The sequence below is a fragment of the Mucilaginibacter sp. genome (assembly GCF_039935595.1).
Lineage (GTDB): Bacteria > Bacteroidota > Bacteroidia > Sphingobacteriales > Sphingobacteriaceae > Mucilaginibacter.
Map to the genome: position 1 here is coordinate 1 of NZ_JBDTJZ010000093.1, position 14936 is coordinate 14936.

General features: G+C 40.9%; 12 protein-coding genes and 1 tRNA gene. 8 read left to right on the plus strand and 5 right to left on the minus strand.

Annotated features, from left to right (window positions below; translation table 11 throughout):
• Nucleotides 1-369: FAD-binding protein (locus tag ABI367_RS06075; protein WP_462228533.1), on the minus strand; the 369-nt coding region annotated here is incomplete at its 3' end.
• A 79-nt stretch (nucleotides 370-448) separates the two neighbouring features.
• A complete protein-coding gene (locus ABI367_RS06080; protein WP_462228534.1) occupies nucleotides 449-1231 on the minus strand; it encodes a succinate dehydrogenase cytochrome b subunit in 783 nt (260 codons plus the stop codon).
• 167 nt (nucleotides 1232-1398) lie between these two features.
• Between ABI367_RS06080 and ABI367_RS06085 the strand changes: the two genes are divergently transcribed.
• Together ABI367_RS06085 and ABI367_RS06090 are read left to right on the plus strand one after the other, a co-directional pair.
• Complete coding sequence (locus ABI367_RS06085) at nucleotides 1399-2115, plus strand: hypothetical protein (protein WP_462228535.1); 717 nt, start codon at nucleotides 1399-1401, stop codon at nucleotides 2113-2115.
• Entirely contained in the window at nucleotides 2112-3242 is a 1131-nt protein-coding gene (locus ABI367_RS06090) for a TlpA family protein disulfide reductase (protein WP_462228536.1), read from the plus strand. The genes ABI367_RS06085 and ABI367_RS06090 overlap by 4 nt, the downstream gene beginning before the upstream one ends.
• Here ABI367_RS06090 and pdeM read toward each other — a convergent pair.
• Nucleotides 3239-3904: a ligase-associated DNA damage response endonuclease PdeM gene (pdeM, locus tag ABI367_RS06095; RefSeq protein ID WP_462228537.1), complete on the minus strand. Its 666-nt coding sequence runs from the start codon at nucleotides 3902-3904 to the stop codon at nucleotides 3239-3241. The two genes, ABI367_RS06090 and pdeM, sit on opposite strands and share 4 nt — an antisense overlap.
• A gap of 291 nt (nucleotides 3905-4195) precedes the next feature.
• On the opposite strand from pdeM, the gene ABI367_RS06100 reads away from it, so the two are divergent.
• From ABI367_RS06100 to ABI367_RS06115, 4 genes are all read left to right on the plus strand, one after another.
• Nucleotides 4196-4507, plus strand: coding sequence for a hypothetical protein (locus ABI367_RS06100; protein ID WP_462228538.1), 312 nt, complete (start codon nucleotides 4196-4198; stop codon nucleotides 4505-4507).
• A 332-nt stretch (nucleotides 4508-4839) separates the two neighbouring features.
• A complete protein-coding gene (locus ABI367_RS06105) occupies nucleotides 4840-5187 on the plus strand; it encodes a hypothetical protein (RefSeq protein WP_462228539.1) in 348 nt (115 codons plus the stop codon).
• 387 nt (nucleotides 5188-5574) lie between these two features.
• Nucleotides 5575-5649: transfer RNA gene (locus tag ABI367_RS06110), tRNA-Val, on the plus strand.
• Nucleotides 5650-5892: 243 nt separating this feature from the next.
• Complete coding sequence (locus ABI367_RS06115) at nucleotides 5893-6630, plus strand: hypothetical protein (protein WP_462228540.1); 738 nt, start codon at nucleotides 5893-5895, stop codon at nucleotides 6628-6630.
• 181 nt (nucleotides 6631-6811) lie between these two features.
• Here the strand turns inward: ABI367_RS06115 and ABI367_RS06120 are convergent, their stop codons facing one another.
• Together ABI367_RS06120 and ABI367_RS06125 are read right to left on the minus strand one after the other, a co-directional pair.
• On the minus strand, nucleotides 6812-10786 hold the full coding sequence (locus ABI367_RS06120; protein WP_462228541.1) for a Pls/PosA family non-ribosomal peptide synthetase: 3975 nt from the start codon (nucleotides 10784-10786) through the stop codon (nucleotides 6812-6814).
• Nucleotides 10787-11172: 386 nt separating this feature from the next.
• A complete protein-coding gene (locus tag ABI367_RS06125) occupies nucleotides 11173-11535 on the minus strand; it encodes a DUF1801 domain-containing protein (RefSeq protein WP_462228542.1) in 363 nt (120 codons plus the stop codon).
• A gap of 484 nt (nucleotides 11536-12019) precedes the next feature.
• Here ABI367_RS06125 and ABI367_RS06130 point away from each other — a divergent pair, with 484 nt between their 5' ends.
• Together ABI367_RS06130 and ABI367_RS06135 are read left to right on the plus strand one after the other, a co-directional pair.
• Nucleotides 12020-13294, plus strand: a complete 1275-nt coding sequence (locus ABI367_RS06130; RefSeq protein ID WP_462228543.1) for a Shedu immune nuclease family protein — start codon at nucleotides 12020-12022, stop codon at nucleotides 13292-13294.
• Between the two features lie 155 nt (nucleotides 13295-13449).
• Nucleotides 13450-14880, plus strand: a complete 1431-nt coding sequence (locus ABI367_RS06135) for a hypothetical protein (RefSeq protein WP_462228544.1) — start codon at nucleotides 13450-13452, stop codon at nucleotides 14878-14880.
• Nucleotides 14881-14936: the final 56 nt, after the last annotated feature.

Below are 14936 nucleotides of genomic sequence, written 5' to 3' on the forward strand. Positions count from 1 at the left end.
GATGTTTACAGATACTTCGGCCAATCGGTACACGTTCCCTTCGCGGGCACGGTAATCGCCGCCTTTAATGGTATCATAAAACAGGCGGTAAATACTGTCACCGTCGTTTTGATAATTTTTAGCTGCATTGATACCACCCTGTGCCGCAATAGAGTGCGCACGGCGCGGGCTGTCCTGGAAACAAAATGCCTTAACATTATAACCCAACTCGGCCAGTGAAGCGGCGGCTGATGCACCTGCCAAACCCGTACCTACAACTATGATATCGTATTTACGTTTGTTGGCCGGGTTAACCAGCTTTAAGTTAAATTTATGCTTGCTCCATTTTTCGGCTAATGGGCCGGCAGGGATTTTAGCTTCTAAACTCATTCTTCTTTTATTTACGAATTACGAATTACGATTTTAGAATTATGCGCTTGGCTCGTAAATCTAAAATCGTACATCGTAATTATTTTAAACTCTTTAAATAATAAACTATCGGCATCAGGGCAAAACCCAATGGTATAATTACCCCAAAAAACCAGGTACCTATAAATTTCACTACGGGCGTGTATTTACGGTGGCGCCATCCCAGTGTTTGAAACGCGCTTTGAAAACCATGCAACAGGTGAAACGCAACCGCGCCCATGGCTATTACATAAATTATAACATACCATAACTGGCTAAAGCTTTCTTGTACCCGTGCGTGCAGATCTTTAACCCTCACTATCTCTGTATCGCCCTCGGTGGTTGATGAATGCTCAAAAGTTGGGTCGGCAGGGGTAAAATCACTAACCGTAGTTTGGTTGGTAAGTACATCGGTACGGTATTCTTTATAAGTTACCGTATTGGTAAACTTATACTTATACCAAAAATCGCCCATGTGTATTACAAGAAATAGCAACAAAATTGATCCAAGCAGTCCCATATTTTTTGACGACCACGAGGCTGGCGCATCATTATGGGCAGCATACGTTACCGGACGTGCCTTTTTATTGCCGATGGTTAACACCAATGCATAAATAGCATGTACTATTATTGCCAGGTACAATAGGTATGCAATAACTTCTATCGGCGGGAAATGCGTTAAGAAATTGGCATACATATTAAAGCTATACCCATTGTCGTCGCAAAACAACAAAAGGTTACCGCCTAAGTGTACTATTAAAAAAGTACACAAAAACAACCCTGTTAAAGCCATTATAAGCTTTTTGCCCAGCGATGAGTTAAAGGTTTGTTTAATTTCGCTCATTATAATGTAAAAATTTATTTTGGCAAAAGTATTTATTAAAAGCCAAAAGATATAAATGGTTGCGGGTTATTATGGGGTTAATGGTTATTTAGAAACAATCTAAAATGGTTGATTTCTAAAATATTCAAAATAAACTATTAATTTAGTGCATCCTAAACCTTATCCCAATGAAACCAGCCTATTTTATTTTTTTCGCCTTGCTTTTGGCGGGGTGCAATTTTCAAAACATCAAAATATCGGGTACCGCGCGGGGGATGGATACAGGTGTTGTGAGCATTATTGATCTTTTTGGTAAAACCATTTTTGGTGCCAATATAACTGCAGGAAAATTTGATATAAAGCAGGAAAATTTGCCGGCATCGGGTTATTATACATTTTCTGTTACGTCGGGAGCTTTTCCGCGCGATTATGAGGTTTACCTGGAACCAGGCAGTTACATAATTAACATACCCGAAAATGACCACGACTATCTTCATATTACTACCAACTCCAAAACACAAAACAACTTATCAGCCTATTATACCTTTGAAGATAGCATGATGACTGATTACCGCAAGGATAAAGATATGTGGGTGGCTAAACTAAATGACCCGAAGGCCAAACTTTTACCCGATGCCGAGATCAATAAAATTATTGAAAAAGTAGAATCGACGCGCAAGCGTGAACGGGGTATGCACATAGCTGTAATGGATATGTTTATAAAAAAATATCCGCAAAACGATATTGTACCCCATATTATAACCAATATGGATTACAAAACCAGCCCCGGTGCGTATTATATGCTTTACAATAAGTTGAGTACAAAAGCAAAAAACAGCGATGAGGGCAAACAGGTGGGCGAGCAGCTACAACAACTTGTTAAACAAACCGAAACAAAGCCATGAAAACTGTTTACACAATAATCGCCTTGGTACTTTTAACCGGCTGCCAATTTCAAAACATTGAAATTACCGGTATCGCACCCGGCATGGATGGTGCAACAGTAAGTATTGTTGGTACTAACGATAAAACTATCTATGGCGCCAATGTTCAATCGGGCAAATTTAAAATTGAGCAACAGGTATTAAATGAGTCGGGGTATTACAATTTAGAAATAAGTAAACCCGGAGCCCGGGGCTCAAAGTATAAAATATACCTCGAACCCGGGAAATACAACCTTGAACTCTCAGCAGATAAAAAAGAAATATACCCTGTTATTCATAGCTCATCAAAAATCCAAAATGATCTTAGCCAGTACCTTCGTTTCACAGATAGCGTATTGTATAAAATAAATAATGAAGTAATCGTTTGGACACAGAAAATGAATGATCCGCGCGCTGCGCTATTGCCTGACGCTGAATATCAAGCTATCATTACCCACCTTAAACATGCTCAGGATGAAGCATTAAAAGCGGCCCCGTCTACTTTAGACCAATTTGCAAGTAAATACCCCAAAAATGAAGCTATTGCCCATGCTATGAACAACATGTCTATGGAAAGCAAGGCGGCGGCTTACTATAAAATATTTCAAAAGCTTGATCCGGCTGTTAAAAACAGTGATGATGGTAAAAAGGTGGGGCAGAAATTAAATATATTGGTTAATCTCTCCCCGGGAAGCATGGCTCCCGGTTTTTACGGCGAAACACCCGATGGCAAAAAGGTAAATGTTAAAGACTTGCATAAAAAGATTGTATTAGTAGAATTTTGGCGATCGGGCAGTATAAAAAACCGCGAAAATCACCAAAATATGCTGGGCAGTTTATTACCGGGTATACAAGGTGATGCGTTGGGTATTATCAGCGTATCATTTGATACCGATAAAAACGACTGGGTAACGGCAATTAAAAAAGACAAAATAAACTGGCCCCAGGTTTGCGACCTGAAAGGCGACGACTCGCCAAACGCAAAAAACTGGAACGTTACAGAACTCCCCACTTATTACCTTTTAGATGGGCAGGGTCGTATTATTTATGCTGATATATATTACAGCGAGTTGCCCGTATCAATTAACCAATACCTGGCCAAACATTAATCAATAGCAATTACTTTATCTTTAGCTACGGCAAATATTTTATCGGTCTTGCTGTTGCGTATGGCAACCCTGCCGGTAAATTTGCCAAATGATGGCAATATGGCCTGCCCGCTGCCAAAGGCAAAGCAAGGAAGGGTTAACGCCTGCCGCCCCCTGCCAACCAGGCTTATGCCCGGGTGAATGTGCCCGCAAAAAACATAGCCCTTTGCTTTTTGCAGTTCGGCACCGGTTAACGGGTGGTGCAGCATTAAAAACGGACCTATTATAAACTCGTTATATATTAAAATATTCAGTTTGCTGTAGTGCCGCTCATCAATAATGTCATGATTGCCTTTTATTAATAGGATATGTAGTTGGGGGAATTGCTGTCGCCATAGCCTAACCCATTCCCAATCGGCATTCATATCGCTATGAAAAAAATCGCCCAGGAAAATTATTTTTTCGGGATGATGCTCGGCTACCAGGTCCGAAAGTACGGCCAGATCATCCTGCTCCATATCGCGGGGTACCGCAATACCCGCTTTACGAAAATGGCCCACCTTGCCCAAATGTACATCGGCAACAATCAGCGCTTTTTCCTGCTGCCAGTAAATAGCTCGTTGTGGTAATAATAAAATATCCTGGTTAAGCAGTTTAAAGGGCAGGCCGGCACTAATGGTCATATACCGCAAAGATAATTAAAACTAAAAGGCATAAAAAAGGGCCGAAAGACTCTCGCAGTTTTCGACCCTACATCTACCTATGAAAAACACCCCTTTTTTTGAAAAGGGCAATTATAGGTTTTAAGTCAAACGAAATGCCAATTGTAAATAAAGGCCAAAATGCCACCATAATGAACTATTGGGTAATGTTGGCCGGTTTTGTTGAGGAAACAAATTCCCATATTGTGGCATAAATTTGCACACAAAATATATTATTACAAACCATAACGCCCCTGTATTGTTACACCCTACATGGACCATAATATATACCTGTTAGCTACCGACCCGCATAACCCATGCCGGGACGTGATACACTCGCGCGATACAGGATTAAAGATCAAGGTCTTTTGCCTTAACAACGAGAGGTTCAGCCCCAACAGTAACGAGATACAGCTATATGGATACGCCCATTCAAAATTATACGCGTTTGAAACCATTGATATAAAAGCCGAAGACGCGCTGGATGTAGTAGGCGCCATACAATGGTATGCTGATTATATAGAATATCCGCAAATGGAAATTCTGCCTGAAGACCCGCGACCGGGGCAAAATGTGGCAATGTAGATCAGCTTTTACTCATCCAAAAAAGTGCAAGGCCGTTAATTGGGCGGTGTTTATGCCGTAGTTCCTTGCTATATGTCCATACGCACACCTAACTTTGCTGAAATGATTATGCAACCTTTCCGCACAATTTATTGAATTTGAAAACGAATACCAGGCTGTAGCTTGGCATTTGACAAGATTCATTCAAAGCCTTTTAATTTATTTTTTTCTCTAACTCAATAACTTAGGCCCTATACCGATACCAACAGTTAAACCCTGGATAGTTTCTAATAGTCAGAATAGTAAAACGATGTTAGAATGCATCACATTATAAAAATAAAATTAGAAAGACTATGAAACGTATAATTTTTTTAATCTCAATATTTACTGCAACACTAAGTGTTAATGCAGCAAAAGCCCAGGTTGGTGTACATGTAGGTTTAAATTTTGGAACCCCTTACTATGATTATCCACGTCGTGTTGTCGTGGTTCACCACAATCCTGTATATTATCAGGAACAAGTTTACGAAGGTCCCGCTCCGGTAGATTATGATGCCCCGCGACGTATCTATTACCAACAAAATTACTATGATCGTATACGGGAGCGCCAGAATTATTATCACCGCATGCACGAAATTGAAGAACATGGATATTATGGTCGCGGATATAGGAACCACCATAGAGACGATGATGATGACTGAGAATAGTAACAAAGTCAAGGATAAGAAATGATAACTCCTAAATAAAACGCCAAGCTGAGAAGCCTGGCGTTTTTATTTACTATGGTTAAATTACCTTAGTATGGCTGCCATATTGTACGAACATGTACGACCACCTGTACAAACGCACATCGCACAAAACAATGTTCAAAGCGTGGCAAAATTGCCCCTATAAGTTCAAATGATGATTACTAACCCCCAATTTTTCTCCTATAAATCAAGCATTAATCACTATTTCAAAATTTATTTTGAGGAGTTGCCACATAATTCTATATTTGCAATCCCAAAACGACGGGAGTTTAGCTCAGCTGGTTCAGAGCATTCCGATTTCAATCGGAAGAGTCACTGACCGAAGGGTTAACAAAACAAGGGAGTTTAGCTCAGCTGGTTCAGAGCATCTGCCTTACAAGCAGAGGGTCACTGGTTCGAACCCAGTAACTCCCACAATTTTAAAAGCCTTTAGATTAATTTCTAAAGGCTTTGTCGTTTTATCCCATATAACCAAAAGCTACCCGAATGCGTATAAACAAAAGTTGCGCTAAACGGGTGATTAAAATTTACCAAACATATCCAATAGCCATTAACCAAAAATGCTAATTTACTCATACTTAATAAATTAAAAAAACAAGTTAGTTGATAATTTCTATATTTGTTTAACTAATTAATATAACCGATTAAACTCATTTTATGAAAAAGACCTATTTATCACTTTTTGCTTTTTCTGTAGCCCTCTCGCTGCTGGCTATAGGATGCACAAAAAACTCTTCGCCAACACCAACCGATACCTCAGCGCAGATGGCTTTTGCCATGCAGTCTGACAATGCTTTGGCAACATTGGCATCTGGCAATGGAAGTGTAGGCGGGGGCCTAACTACTTTTGCGGCAACAAGTACAGCATCTGTTGCCTGGACAACGGCTACCGCTAATATCAGTAAATTCAAGTTTGAGGCAAAAAAAGCCGGTGTAGCTTTTGAGGTTGTCTCAAGTGGCCTGGTAAATGTTGACCTATTTGCTACGTTACCTTCTACTATCAACGCTACTATAGTTAATGGCACTTATACCAACGTTGAACTGCATGTTGTTTTAGCTAAATCAACCACCACAACTTTACCATTTGTATTGAAAGGGACCTACACAACCAAAGCGGGCAATACCGTACCTATTGAATTTGATTTTAACGATGATGCCGAAATTGTAGCCGTAGCTAATGACCTGACCATTGATGGAAAAACCAATTTATTGGCCAAAGTAAGTTTACATTTAAGCCAACTATTGGCTAACGTTAGCGCGCAGGAAATTGATCAGACAGTTAGAACCAATAACACGATCTTAATAACCAGCGCTATCAACCCTACGGTTTATAATAAAATAAAAACCGATTTAATGCTGAGCGGCGGTTCAACAATTGTAACTACCGCCAAATAAGCGTATAAAATATAGTTAAGCTATTACTGTTTAACACCGATAACTCCCACTAAGCCTGATATTTCTATCAGGCTTTGGTGTTTTAGCCTCTGCGCAATATCTTTTATGTTTTGCTACCATGACGGGTTTTTTACTGCGTGCCGATAATGGTTTTATGGTCAAAGACCCGACAGTTTTTCTATCAGCATGGCCTCACCGGGCTACCTCCCCAATGTGTGCCCGAAGCCAGATGCTCGCCCTTCATAACCAGCGATAAGGGCTGTAACGTAACATCATCGCCTATATGGCTATCATATAAAATAATACTACGGCTGCCTATACTGGTTCGTGCGCCTATGTTAACCGGCCCTACTTTCATAATTCTATCTTCAAATAGGTGAGTTTGTGGGCCGCAGTCTTCGTTAAGCGCAGCATCATCGCCTATGGTAACCATATCGTATTCGGTAATATCTGTAGTATTCATCCAAACACGTTTACCTATTTTAACGCCAAATAAACGCAGTGCCATTGGCAAAAACGGTGTTCCTTTCAAAAAATCAAGCATAAAGGGTGCGGCCAACGCTTCGTATGTAGATGTTATGGCCTCGCTGCGCCAAACGTAATGCGTCCACATGGGTTTTTGGGTGGTTTTATAAACCCCAACAAATACCCACTTTAGCATCAGTGTAATAAAGAAAGCCGGTAGCCCCATATAAATTAAATAATAAAATGGCAGCTTAGGTAACTGGCCAATAACCTGCAATACGCCCCTGTCTTTTACTAAATCGTGGCAATAAGCTATAAAAAGCACACTACAACAAATTATCACCGTTTCGGGCAATACAATACGGATAGTCTCAATTATGCCACGTGCCAACCTACGCTGCCAACTGGGTTTAGTGGTTAATGATGCGGCAAAATCTCCACTGGATTGCCTGCGCGGAAGCGCAATGGCGGGCGAACCAAACCAATCATTAGCCGGGGTTGAAGCTAACTGCGCGGCCGTAGGCGGCACTGAAAGTACACCTATAAGCATGTTACTGCCCAATTCATATCCTTGTGGTATCAGGGCGCTGTTACCTACAAAGCTTTTATCGCCAATTTTGGTGTGATTGAGGATTAGCCGCTGTCCGCGAATATCTTCTTCGCCCAGGGTAACGGCATCGGCAATAAAACATTCGTCCCCAATTTCAAGCATGGTGTGGGTAACGTTACTGGCGGTTGATATTTCTGAATTTTTGCCAACTTTAGCGCCCAACAACCTGAAAAAGAACGAAACAAACACCGTGGCATAAATTGGGTGCAATACCACCAGGGCTGTTGAAATAAGTTGGTCTGCCAGCCATTTTCTGACATAGGTACGACTGTATACCGGGTATATCCCCGGTTTGATCCCTTTTAAAAGTAACCTCGATACAACAACCGTTTCCAACGCAAAAAGCACTATATACATCAGGGTGAGTAATGGTATATGTACAAAATAGCCAAAATCATAATCGGCAGGCGTTGAAAGGTCGAGGTAGTTTAGTATTTCAATAACAGGCCACAATGGCAATAATATCACAATAGGAAAAACCACCAATAACACACTATAGATCAACCCATACTTCTTTGTTTTCCGCTTTAAGGGCGACAATGGCTGCTGCAAATCGCCAGCCGGCACCTCGTGGCTCTTTTCAGCAGGGCTGCCCTTCCAAACCTCGCGTACGCCTATAGTTTTTTCGGCTTGCAGGTGGCTTAAATCTGCCAGTTCGCCCCACTCAAGTACATTGCTTCCGCCTGATAGCACAGAACTGCTCCCTACATAGCCGTGATCTGCGATCTTAATTTTGCGGAAGCTAATCATACCATTTTCAACAGAAACGTTATCCAAAACCACGCCCGAGCTAAGGGTTACATCACTACCTATTTCAACCAGATCATGCGCGCCTATGGATATGGTACTTAACTGTGCATCCTTAGCTACTTTTGCGCCTAATAAACGCAGGTATAAGGGGTAAATCGGTGTGCCGCTCATGTATTGCTCGGGCGCAACGTCAAGTACGCGCTTAACCAACCAATACTTAAAATAATACCATCCCCATAACGGATGATCGCCCTCTTTTACTTTACCCAACAACAGCCATTTTAGCCCTATACCTACCGCGAAAATAATAGGCGGCACAATGCAATAAAGCAATAAGGCTACTATAATAGCAATTCCGCGATCTTGTCTTCCAGACTCCGTTTGAGCCACTACGTAATAATAGCCCAGGTAGGGTATAAATATTTGTATGGCGAATAAGCTATATATAAAAAGCAATGATATCGCTTGCCCTAAACCACAAAGGAAATACCGCAAGGGCGGAATGCGGTGAAACAATCCGGCTATTTTTTTAGGCTGATTGCTTTCCTTTGCTGTTTCTTCAAAAGCTTTGATCAATTTAACAAGCGGCCGTATGGTAAAAACATCCCTTAATGATGCCCTTTCCAGGCCGGCTTGTTGCCTCAGGATGGTTATAAAATTGGCCGCCAGGAGCGACTCGCCCCCCAGATCATTAAAAAAATCCATATCAGGGGTAATTTCCCGGTTAGGAAACACGTGCGATAACGCCGCCATCACCCTATCAGCTATGGGCGCTTCCGGATCTATAGACAATGGCTCGTCCAATTCCATTGCCAGTAAGGCTTCCGGTACAGGTAATGATTTACGGTCTATTTTACCGCTTGATAAACGTGGCATAGTATCCAGTACCACCATAAAAAGCGGTATCATATAAGCCGGTAAAGTTTGGGCTAAGGCTGTGCGGGCTTCCGGTTCGCTAAAGCTAACTGCCGTTTTTAACGTAACGTATCCTACTAAATGGTCCTGGCCATTGGCGTTTTTCTTTAACGCTACCGCTGCCGCGGATATACCGGACAATTCGCTCAGTTTAACCTCAATTTCGCCAAGCTCAATACGGTAACCGCGAAGTTTTATCTGGTCGTCCATGCGGCCATGAAAATCTATACGGCCATCGGGTTGTATAACTACCACATCGCCGCTCAGGTAAATTTTGTCGCCGGGGAGATCTACCAGTTTAGCCGGTTTTGGCAGGAATTTTTGACTGGTAAGTTCGGGCCGATTTAAATAACCTTCGCACACACCAGGGCCCGAAATGATCAGTTGTCCCTCCTGTCCCATAGGCACCAGGTTAAAATCTTCATCCACTACACCCAGGTTGTAATTGGGCAACGGGCCGCCAATACTAATAATATCACCCGGCACCAGCGGAACCATGGTTGACGTTACCGTAGTTTCGGTAGGACCATAGCTATTATAAAATATATTTTTTCCGGGTTTGCTCCAGCGGTTCAACACGGCTGGTGTACAGGCTTCGCCGCCCGCGTTTACCAGACGAAGGGTTGGTATATTATCATCCATTACACCCAATAAACTGGGTACTGCATGTAATACGGTGATATGGTTTTCGCGCAGCACCCCGCCCAGTTCATCAACGGTTTTTGCGGTTATGGCATCGGCTACCCAAATAGTGGCCCCTGCGTGCAAGCTGATCCAGGTTTCTTCGCACCACATATCAAATGAAACCGAAAAGCCCTGGTAAACTCTATCGTCTGGCTGTATTTGGATAACGCTTTGCTCCGATCTAACTAAATGGCAAATATTACGGTGCGAAATGGGTATACCTTTGGGCTTGCCCGTGCTTCCCGAAGTGTATAGTACATAAGCATGATCATCAGGCATCGGCCCAGCCGGTATTTCAAAATCCTCATCAATTTGCGGGAAGTGCGGTATGGTAAAAACCGGGCAGGATAAATTTGGCTGCCCATCGCTAAAGCAGGCAGCCGCGCCTACTTCCTGCATTACGGTTTGCAGCCGCTCTTCGGGCATTTCCCGGTCAAGCGGAACATAGGCCGCGCCCGATTTAGCAATACCCAATATTACAGCGTGTAATTGAAGCCCCCTGTTGTGCCACACGCCTATTGAATGGCCCCTGCCAATTCCCTTACCGGCAATAAAAGCCGCTATATAATCACTCCATCGGTCAAGCTCCGCATAGGTTAATTGTTGGTTTCCAAATATTAATGCTGTTTTGTTGTTGTATAGATGTGCCGCCTCGCGAATGAGGTCGGGTAAAGTTTCATTTATAACAAGGTCAGGGCGCTTTGCACCAATCAATAGGCTAGGGGTATTCATTACATTATTTTTATTATAAGACAATAGTAATCATATCACGTTTAACCGTAGCAATTTGTTTACTTTCTGTTGATAATATATTATTTATCATATTAAATCAACGCCGGACGCATTCGAAAGCCCCGGACAAAACGCTGTCAATCAGCTAATATTGTATTTCAACCAACGTATGCGTAAATAGTTTGATGACATCCGGTTTGTGGGTCACAATAGCAACACAGGCAGAGCCGTTCGGAAAAGCTAGAAAGGCGGGTTGGACATGTGCGATTCCCTCCCGCCGGGAGGTGTAGGGAGGGGTTTAGCTGACAAACCCCTCCCTGCCACTTCACAGGCAACCGCACCCCTCCCAAGGGAGGGAATTAGCGGGGGAATAGCGCTATAATGTTTTACTGCGCTTTTTCAATAAGGTCAATATAATACCGTAGCTTTTGCAGGATAAGTTCGACAGGCAGATCGGCATTTGGGTCTATCTGTACCGACTCATATTTATCCTTCGGCTTAACGCCGGGATTCATCTCCGTCTGTAATTTCCTGTCCACACAAAAACCAAGCATCAGCTTTTTGCCGTTAAGCCATAGGTAGCCTAATTTTTTGTCGTTGTAGGTAAAAAAAGGTATCTGGTATTTGCGCACGTGGCAAATGCCGGGGTTGGCGTGCAGCATAATATCCCGCAGGGCCAGCAGGCAGCTTTGGTAAGGCTCGGGTTTTGAGAGGTAATACTCCTCAAGTGTTTTTGGCTGGGGTGTCATGTAAATTATTATTTAAAGTTACCATAAACTCCAAATAAGGCGGGCCTTTTGTTTTAGATAATTAACCTATAAGCTGAAAGCTTGTTTTTGGCTGAGAGCGAGTTATAAAACTAGCGAAACAGTTTAACATCGTTTAACACATTTTCATCTATTTTTTTCATAACTAATTGATAATAAAATAGTTATGGAAATTTAAGGCGAAAATGTGTTAACCATGATTTTACCTGCTTAAAAGCGGGGCACAGGCATCCGTAATGCATTGAATTTCAGGTTAATACAACCGGGTAAGATCCGTGCTACATTTTAGGACGAAGTTTGCAAACATTGCCCAGGGAGGGGCTCCGTTGTTTTTGGCTAACTATGAGTTATAAAACTCGGAGGAGTGGGTGAATCAAGAATAATTTCCAAAGTTAAAGTCTTTATTCCTGATTGTCAGTATCTTTAAATATTGCAGACGGTTTAAATCTGCTTTTTTTATAAAAATATGGCAAAAACTGTTAACCCAGCACCATCCGAATACGAAAAAACAATTACGACGATTAAGAAAATTTTTTTCTTTAAAGATGATGAATTTAAGATTGACCAGGTATCAAAGGAAATTTATTTAAAAGAAGATAAAGAAGTACATTTTCCAACCCCATTTCGCGGAGAAGATAAGTATAAGACCATTAGGAAATTTGTATATATAGGCTTTAACAAGAAATTACCTTCCGGCGTTTACAAAGTTTCAACATTTGGATATGGATTTACAAAGGTATTATCTCCTATAATCAATTACTTAAATGCAAAATGCGATTTTTCGGAGGTTATAATAGAAAAGGGTGGCTCTGATAGTATGGATTTAAAAGGGAAAAAGCTTTTTATCTCAGATACCACCCTTAAGACCCTATTTGATGCATTTTCGACGATCAACGGTCGCCACAAGGAAGAGAAAGAGCGTGCAGCACTGCATGAATTGAATGAGCTGTTTCCTGCGGCTGTTCCCGCCCCTGAAAAAAGATATGTATCTGGGACGCTCACTGCCGCTTTGTCCGAATGGAAAAACTCGATTACAGAATTCAATGATTCCGACAAAAGTGCAATTAAGGACCTTTTTGATAAGTTAACTTTGCTTCCAAACTTTTTTTTGGAGACTAATTTGGTCAAAACGAAGGAGATTATCGATAACAAATTTATTCAGGCAGCCCTAAAAGAATATGATACGTTACTTAAAACAACTAACGATACACCAACGCTGGAGAAGAAATGGCAGGGGTTTCTCAAGAAGAATAGTTGGATATTTTCAACACTTTTTGCTCAGCCAGTAATACTGCATCAGGATGAAGCTTATGTCGGGGGTAAAGATTATAAGAATAAAAATGGCAAATACAGTGATTTCCTAATTAAAAACGGGTTAAGCGATAATGTTTCATTTGTAGAGATTAAAACTCACTTAACTGAGCTAGTTGAGAAAAAACCATACCGAGGTGATGATGTCTTTGCGCTTACAAAAGAATTAACTGGATGCATTTCACAAGTACTTAATCAGCGTGATCTTTTTCAGAAAGATTTTTATAGCCATGCCTATAAGACAAAGGACGTACAAACACTTAACTCAAAGGCACTAATTATTATCGGCAAACATTCTACACTTTCGGAAAAACAATTGCATGCATTTGAAATGTTCCGTAATAACTGCAAAGATGTTGAAATAATCACCTTTGATGAGCTCCATCGTAAAATTGAAAGTCTTCTTAAGATTATGACAGGTAAGGTATAGTTTTAGCCATGTTAGTGATATCACTAACATGTAACGTAAATACTTAATAATAATGATATTATGCGGGGGCTTACTATCGAAGTTATTTTTTATATTAGCGTATCATATCCATTATAAAATGCTATCAATGATAGCGTAAACCTAAATCTTTCACAATGGGAATTTTTGACGATAAAAAAGGAAAACAAATCGAATATTTAGATGATGAGCGAAAAAAATTATGGCAACGTTTAACAGAAGTAGAGAAAGTTTCTAAAAACTTGCAGAAAGAAATTCAAAAAAGCGCCTCTGAGTCCGAAAAAGATGCCGCTCAAAGTTCAAAAAAAGCTGCAGAATATAGAAACAAAACCGAACAAAGACTACAAGAAACTGAACAAATCTTATCACAAATAAAAACACATGTTCGTTCAATTAACGAGTCGGTAACAAAAGCTAACAACAGTGTCGCAATAGCGACAACTGAGATAGCTAGCATTGAACAAGCCAGACAAACTCAAGATGATTATTTGACCGATTTAGAGGTAAGAATTACTAAACTGGATGGGTTTTTAGCCGCATATCCCGATCTCGAAGATCGACTTGAACAACTAAAAGAAAGTGCTCAAACTGCTGAAACCAATTTGGCAAAATCTACAGACAGCTTAACAGCAACTAACAAACGTCGGAAAGAAATTGAAGATTTGCATCGTGAAATTTTTGGTTATTCGGAAATGGGTGCTGACGGCAAAATAATAAAATATAGTGGCGAAAAAGATGACTTGGATAATACTTATAATGAATTAACACTTCAACTAGATGGTGCGAACAAAAACATCATTGAATTGAATACTAAATCTACAGCCAGTTTTAAGGAGTTCGAAAACCTACATCAACAAAGGTATAATACTATCATCGAAGAAATTGAAAGCCTTTTACCCAAAGCATTAACTGCAGGACTAAGTGCTGCGTTTTCGAGCAAAAAGACGGACGAGGTAAAGTCGTCAGAGGCATCGCAAAAAAATTTTTCTCGAGGTATTAACATGCTTATAGGCGTCAGTGTATTACCACTAATTGTTAGTTGCGTTTTTCTTTGGAAAGAAGTGCCTTTAGAAGAAGTTATTAGACGTTTGCCAAGACTCGTTTTGGCTATTGTTCCAATGTATATTCCAATTTTATGGTTCACGATGTCGGCTAATAAAAAGCTCAACTTATCTAAACGATTAATAGAAGAATATGCTCACAAAGAAGTAATAAGTAAAACTTATGAAGGCTTGAGCAAACAAATCACCAATTTAAAAGACCCAAATCAATCAGAAGAGTTACGATTCAAGCTATTGACAAATTTTTTACAGGTTTCATCGGAAAACCCAGGGAAATTAATATCAAATTACGAAGCATCGGATCACCCAATTATGGAAGCTCTGGAACAAGGCTATCGGTTTCAGGTTGCTATTGATAAATTAGAGGGCATCCCCGGCTTAGGAAAAATTGCTGCCATTCTTGAATCAAATACAAAAAAGAAGCTTGCCAATAAAGATGCCGTAATGGATAAACTTATGGCTAAAACCGCTCAAGAAAACGACCAAGAAGAGGCTGAAACAGTATAGTTATCACCGCGAGTTTTCAACGCCCGCTCCCGCAAGCGTCACCGCTTGTGGTTTAG

Bases quoted from the DNA above. Each gene is read 5' to 3' on its own strand.
- ABI367_RS06080 (WP_462228534.1), bottom strand. From the start codon at position 1,231: ATGAGCGAAATTAAACAAACCTTTAACTCATCGCTGGGCAAAAAGCTT.
- ABI367_RS06085 (WP_462228535.1), top strand. From the start codon at position 1,399: ATGAAACCAGCCTATTTTATTTTTTTCGCCTTGCTTTTGGCGGGGTGC.
- ABI367_RS06090 (WP_462228536.1), top strand. From the start codon at position 2,112: ATGAAAACTGTTTACACAATAATCGCCTTGGTACTTTTAACCGGCTGC.
- pdeM (WP_462228537.1), bottom strand. From the start codon at position 3,904: ATGACCATTAGTGCCGGCCTGCCCTTTAAACTGCTTAACCAGGATATT.
- ABI367_RS06100 (WP_462228538.1), top strand. From the start codon at position 4,196: ATGGACCATAATATATACCTGTTAGCTACCGACCCGCATAACCCATGC.
- ABI367_RS06105 (WP_462228539.1), top strand. From the start codon at position 4,840: ATGAAACGTATAATTTTTTTAATCTCAATATTTACTGCAACACTAAGT.
- ABI367_RS06115 (WP_462228540.1), top strand. From the start codon at position 5,893: ATGAAAAAGACCTATTTATCACTTTTTGCTTTTTCTGTAGCCCTCTCG.
- ABI367_RS06120 (WP_462228541.1), bottom strand. From the start codon at position 10,786: ATGAATACCCCTAGCCTATTGATTGGTGCAAAGCGCCCTGACCTTGTT.
- ABI367_RS06125 (WP_462228542.1), bottom strand. From the start codon at position 11,535: ATGACACCCCAGCCAAAAACACTTGAGGAGTATTACCTCTCAAAACCC.
- ABI367_RS06130 (WP_462228543.1), top strand. From the start codon at position 12,020: ATGGCAAAAACTGTTAACCCAGCACCATCCGAATACGAAAAAACAATT.
- ABI367_RS06135 (WP_462228544.1), top strand. From the start codon at position 13,450: ATGGGAATTTTTGACGATAAAAAAGGAAAACAAATCGAATATTTAGAT.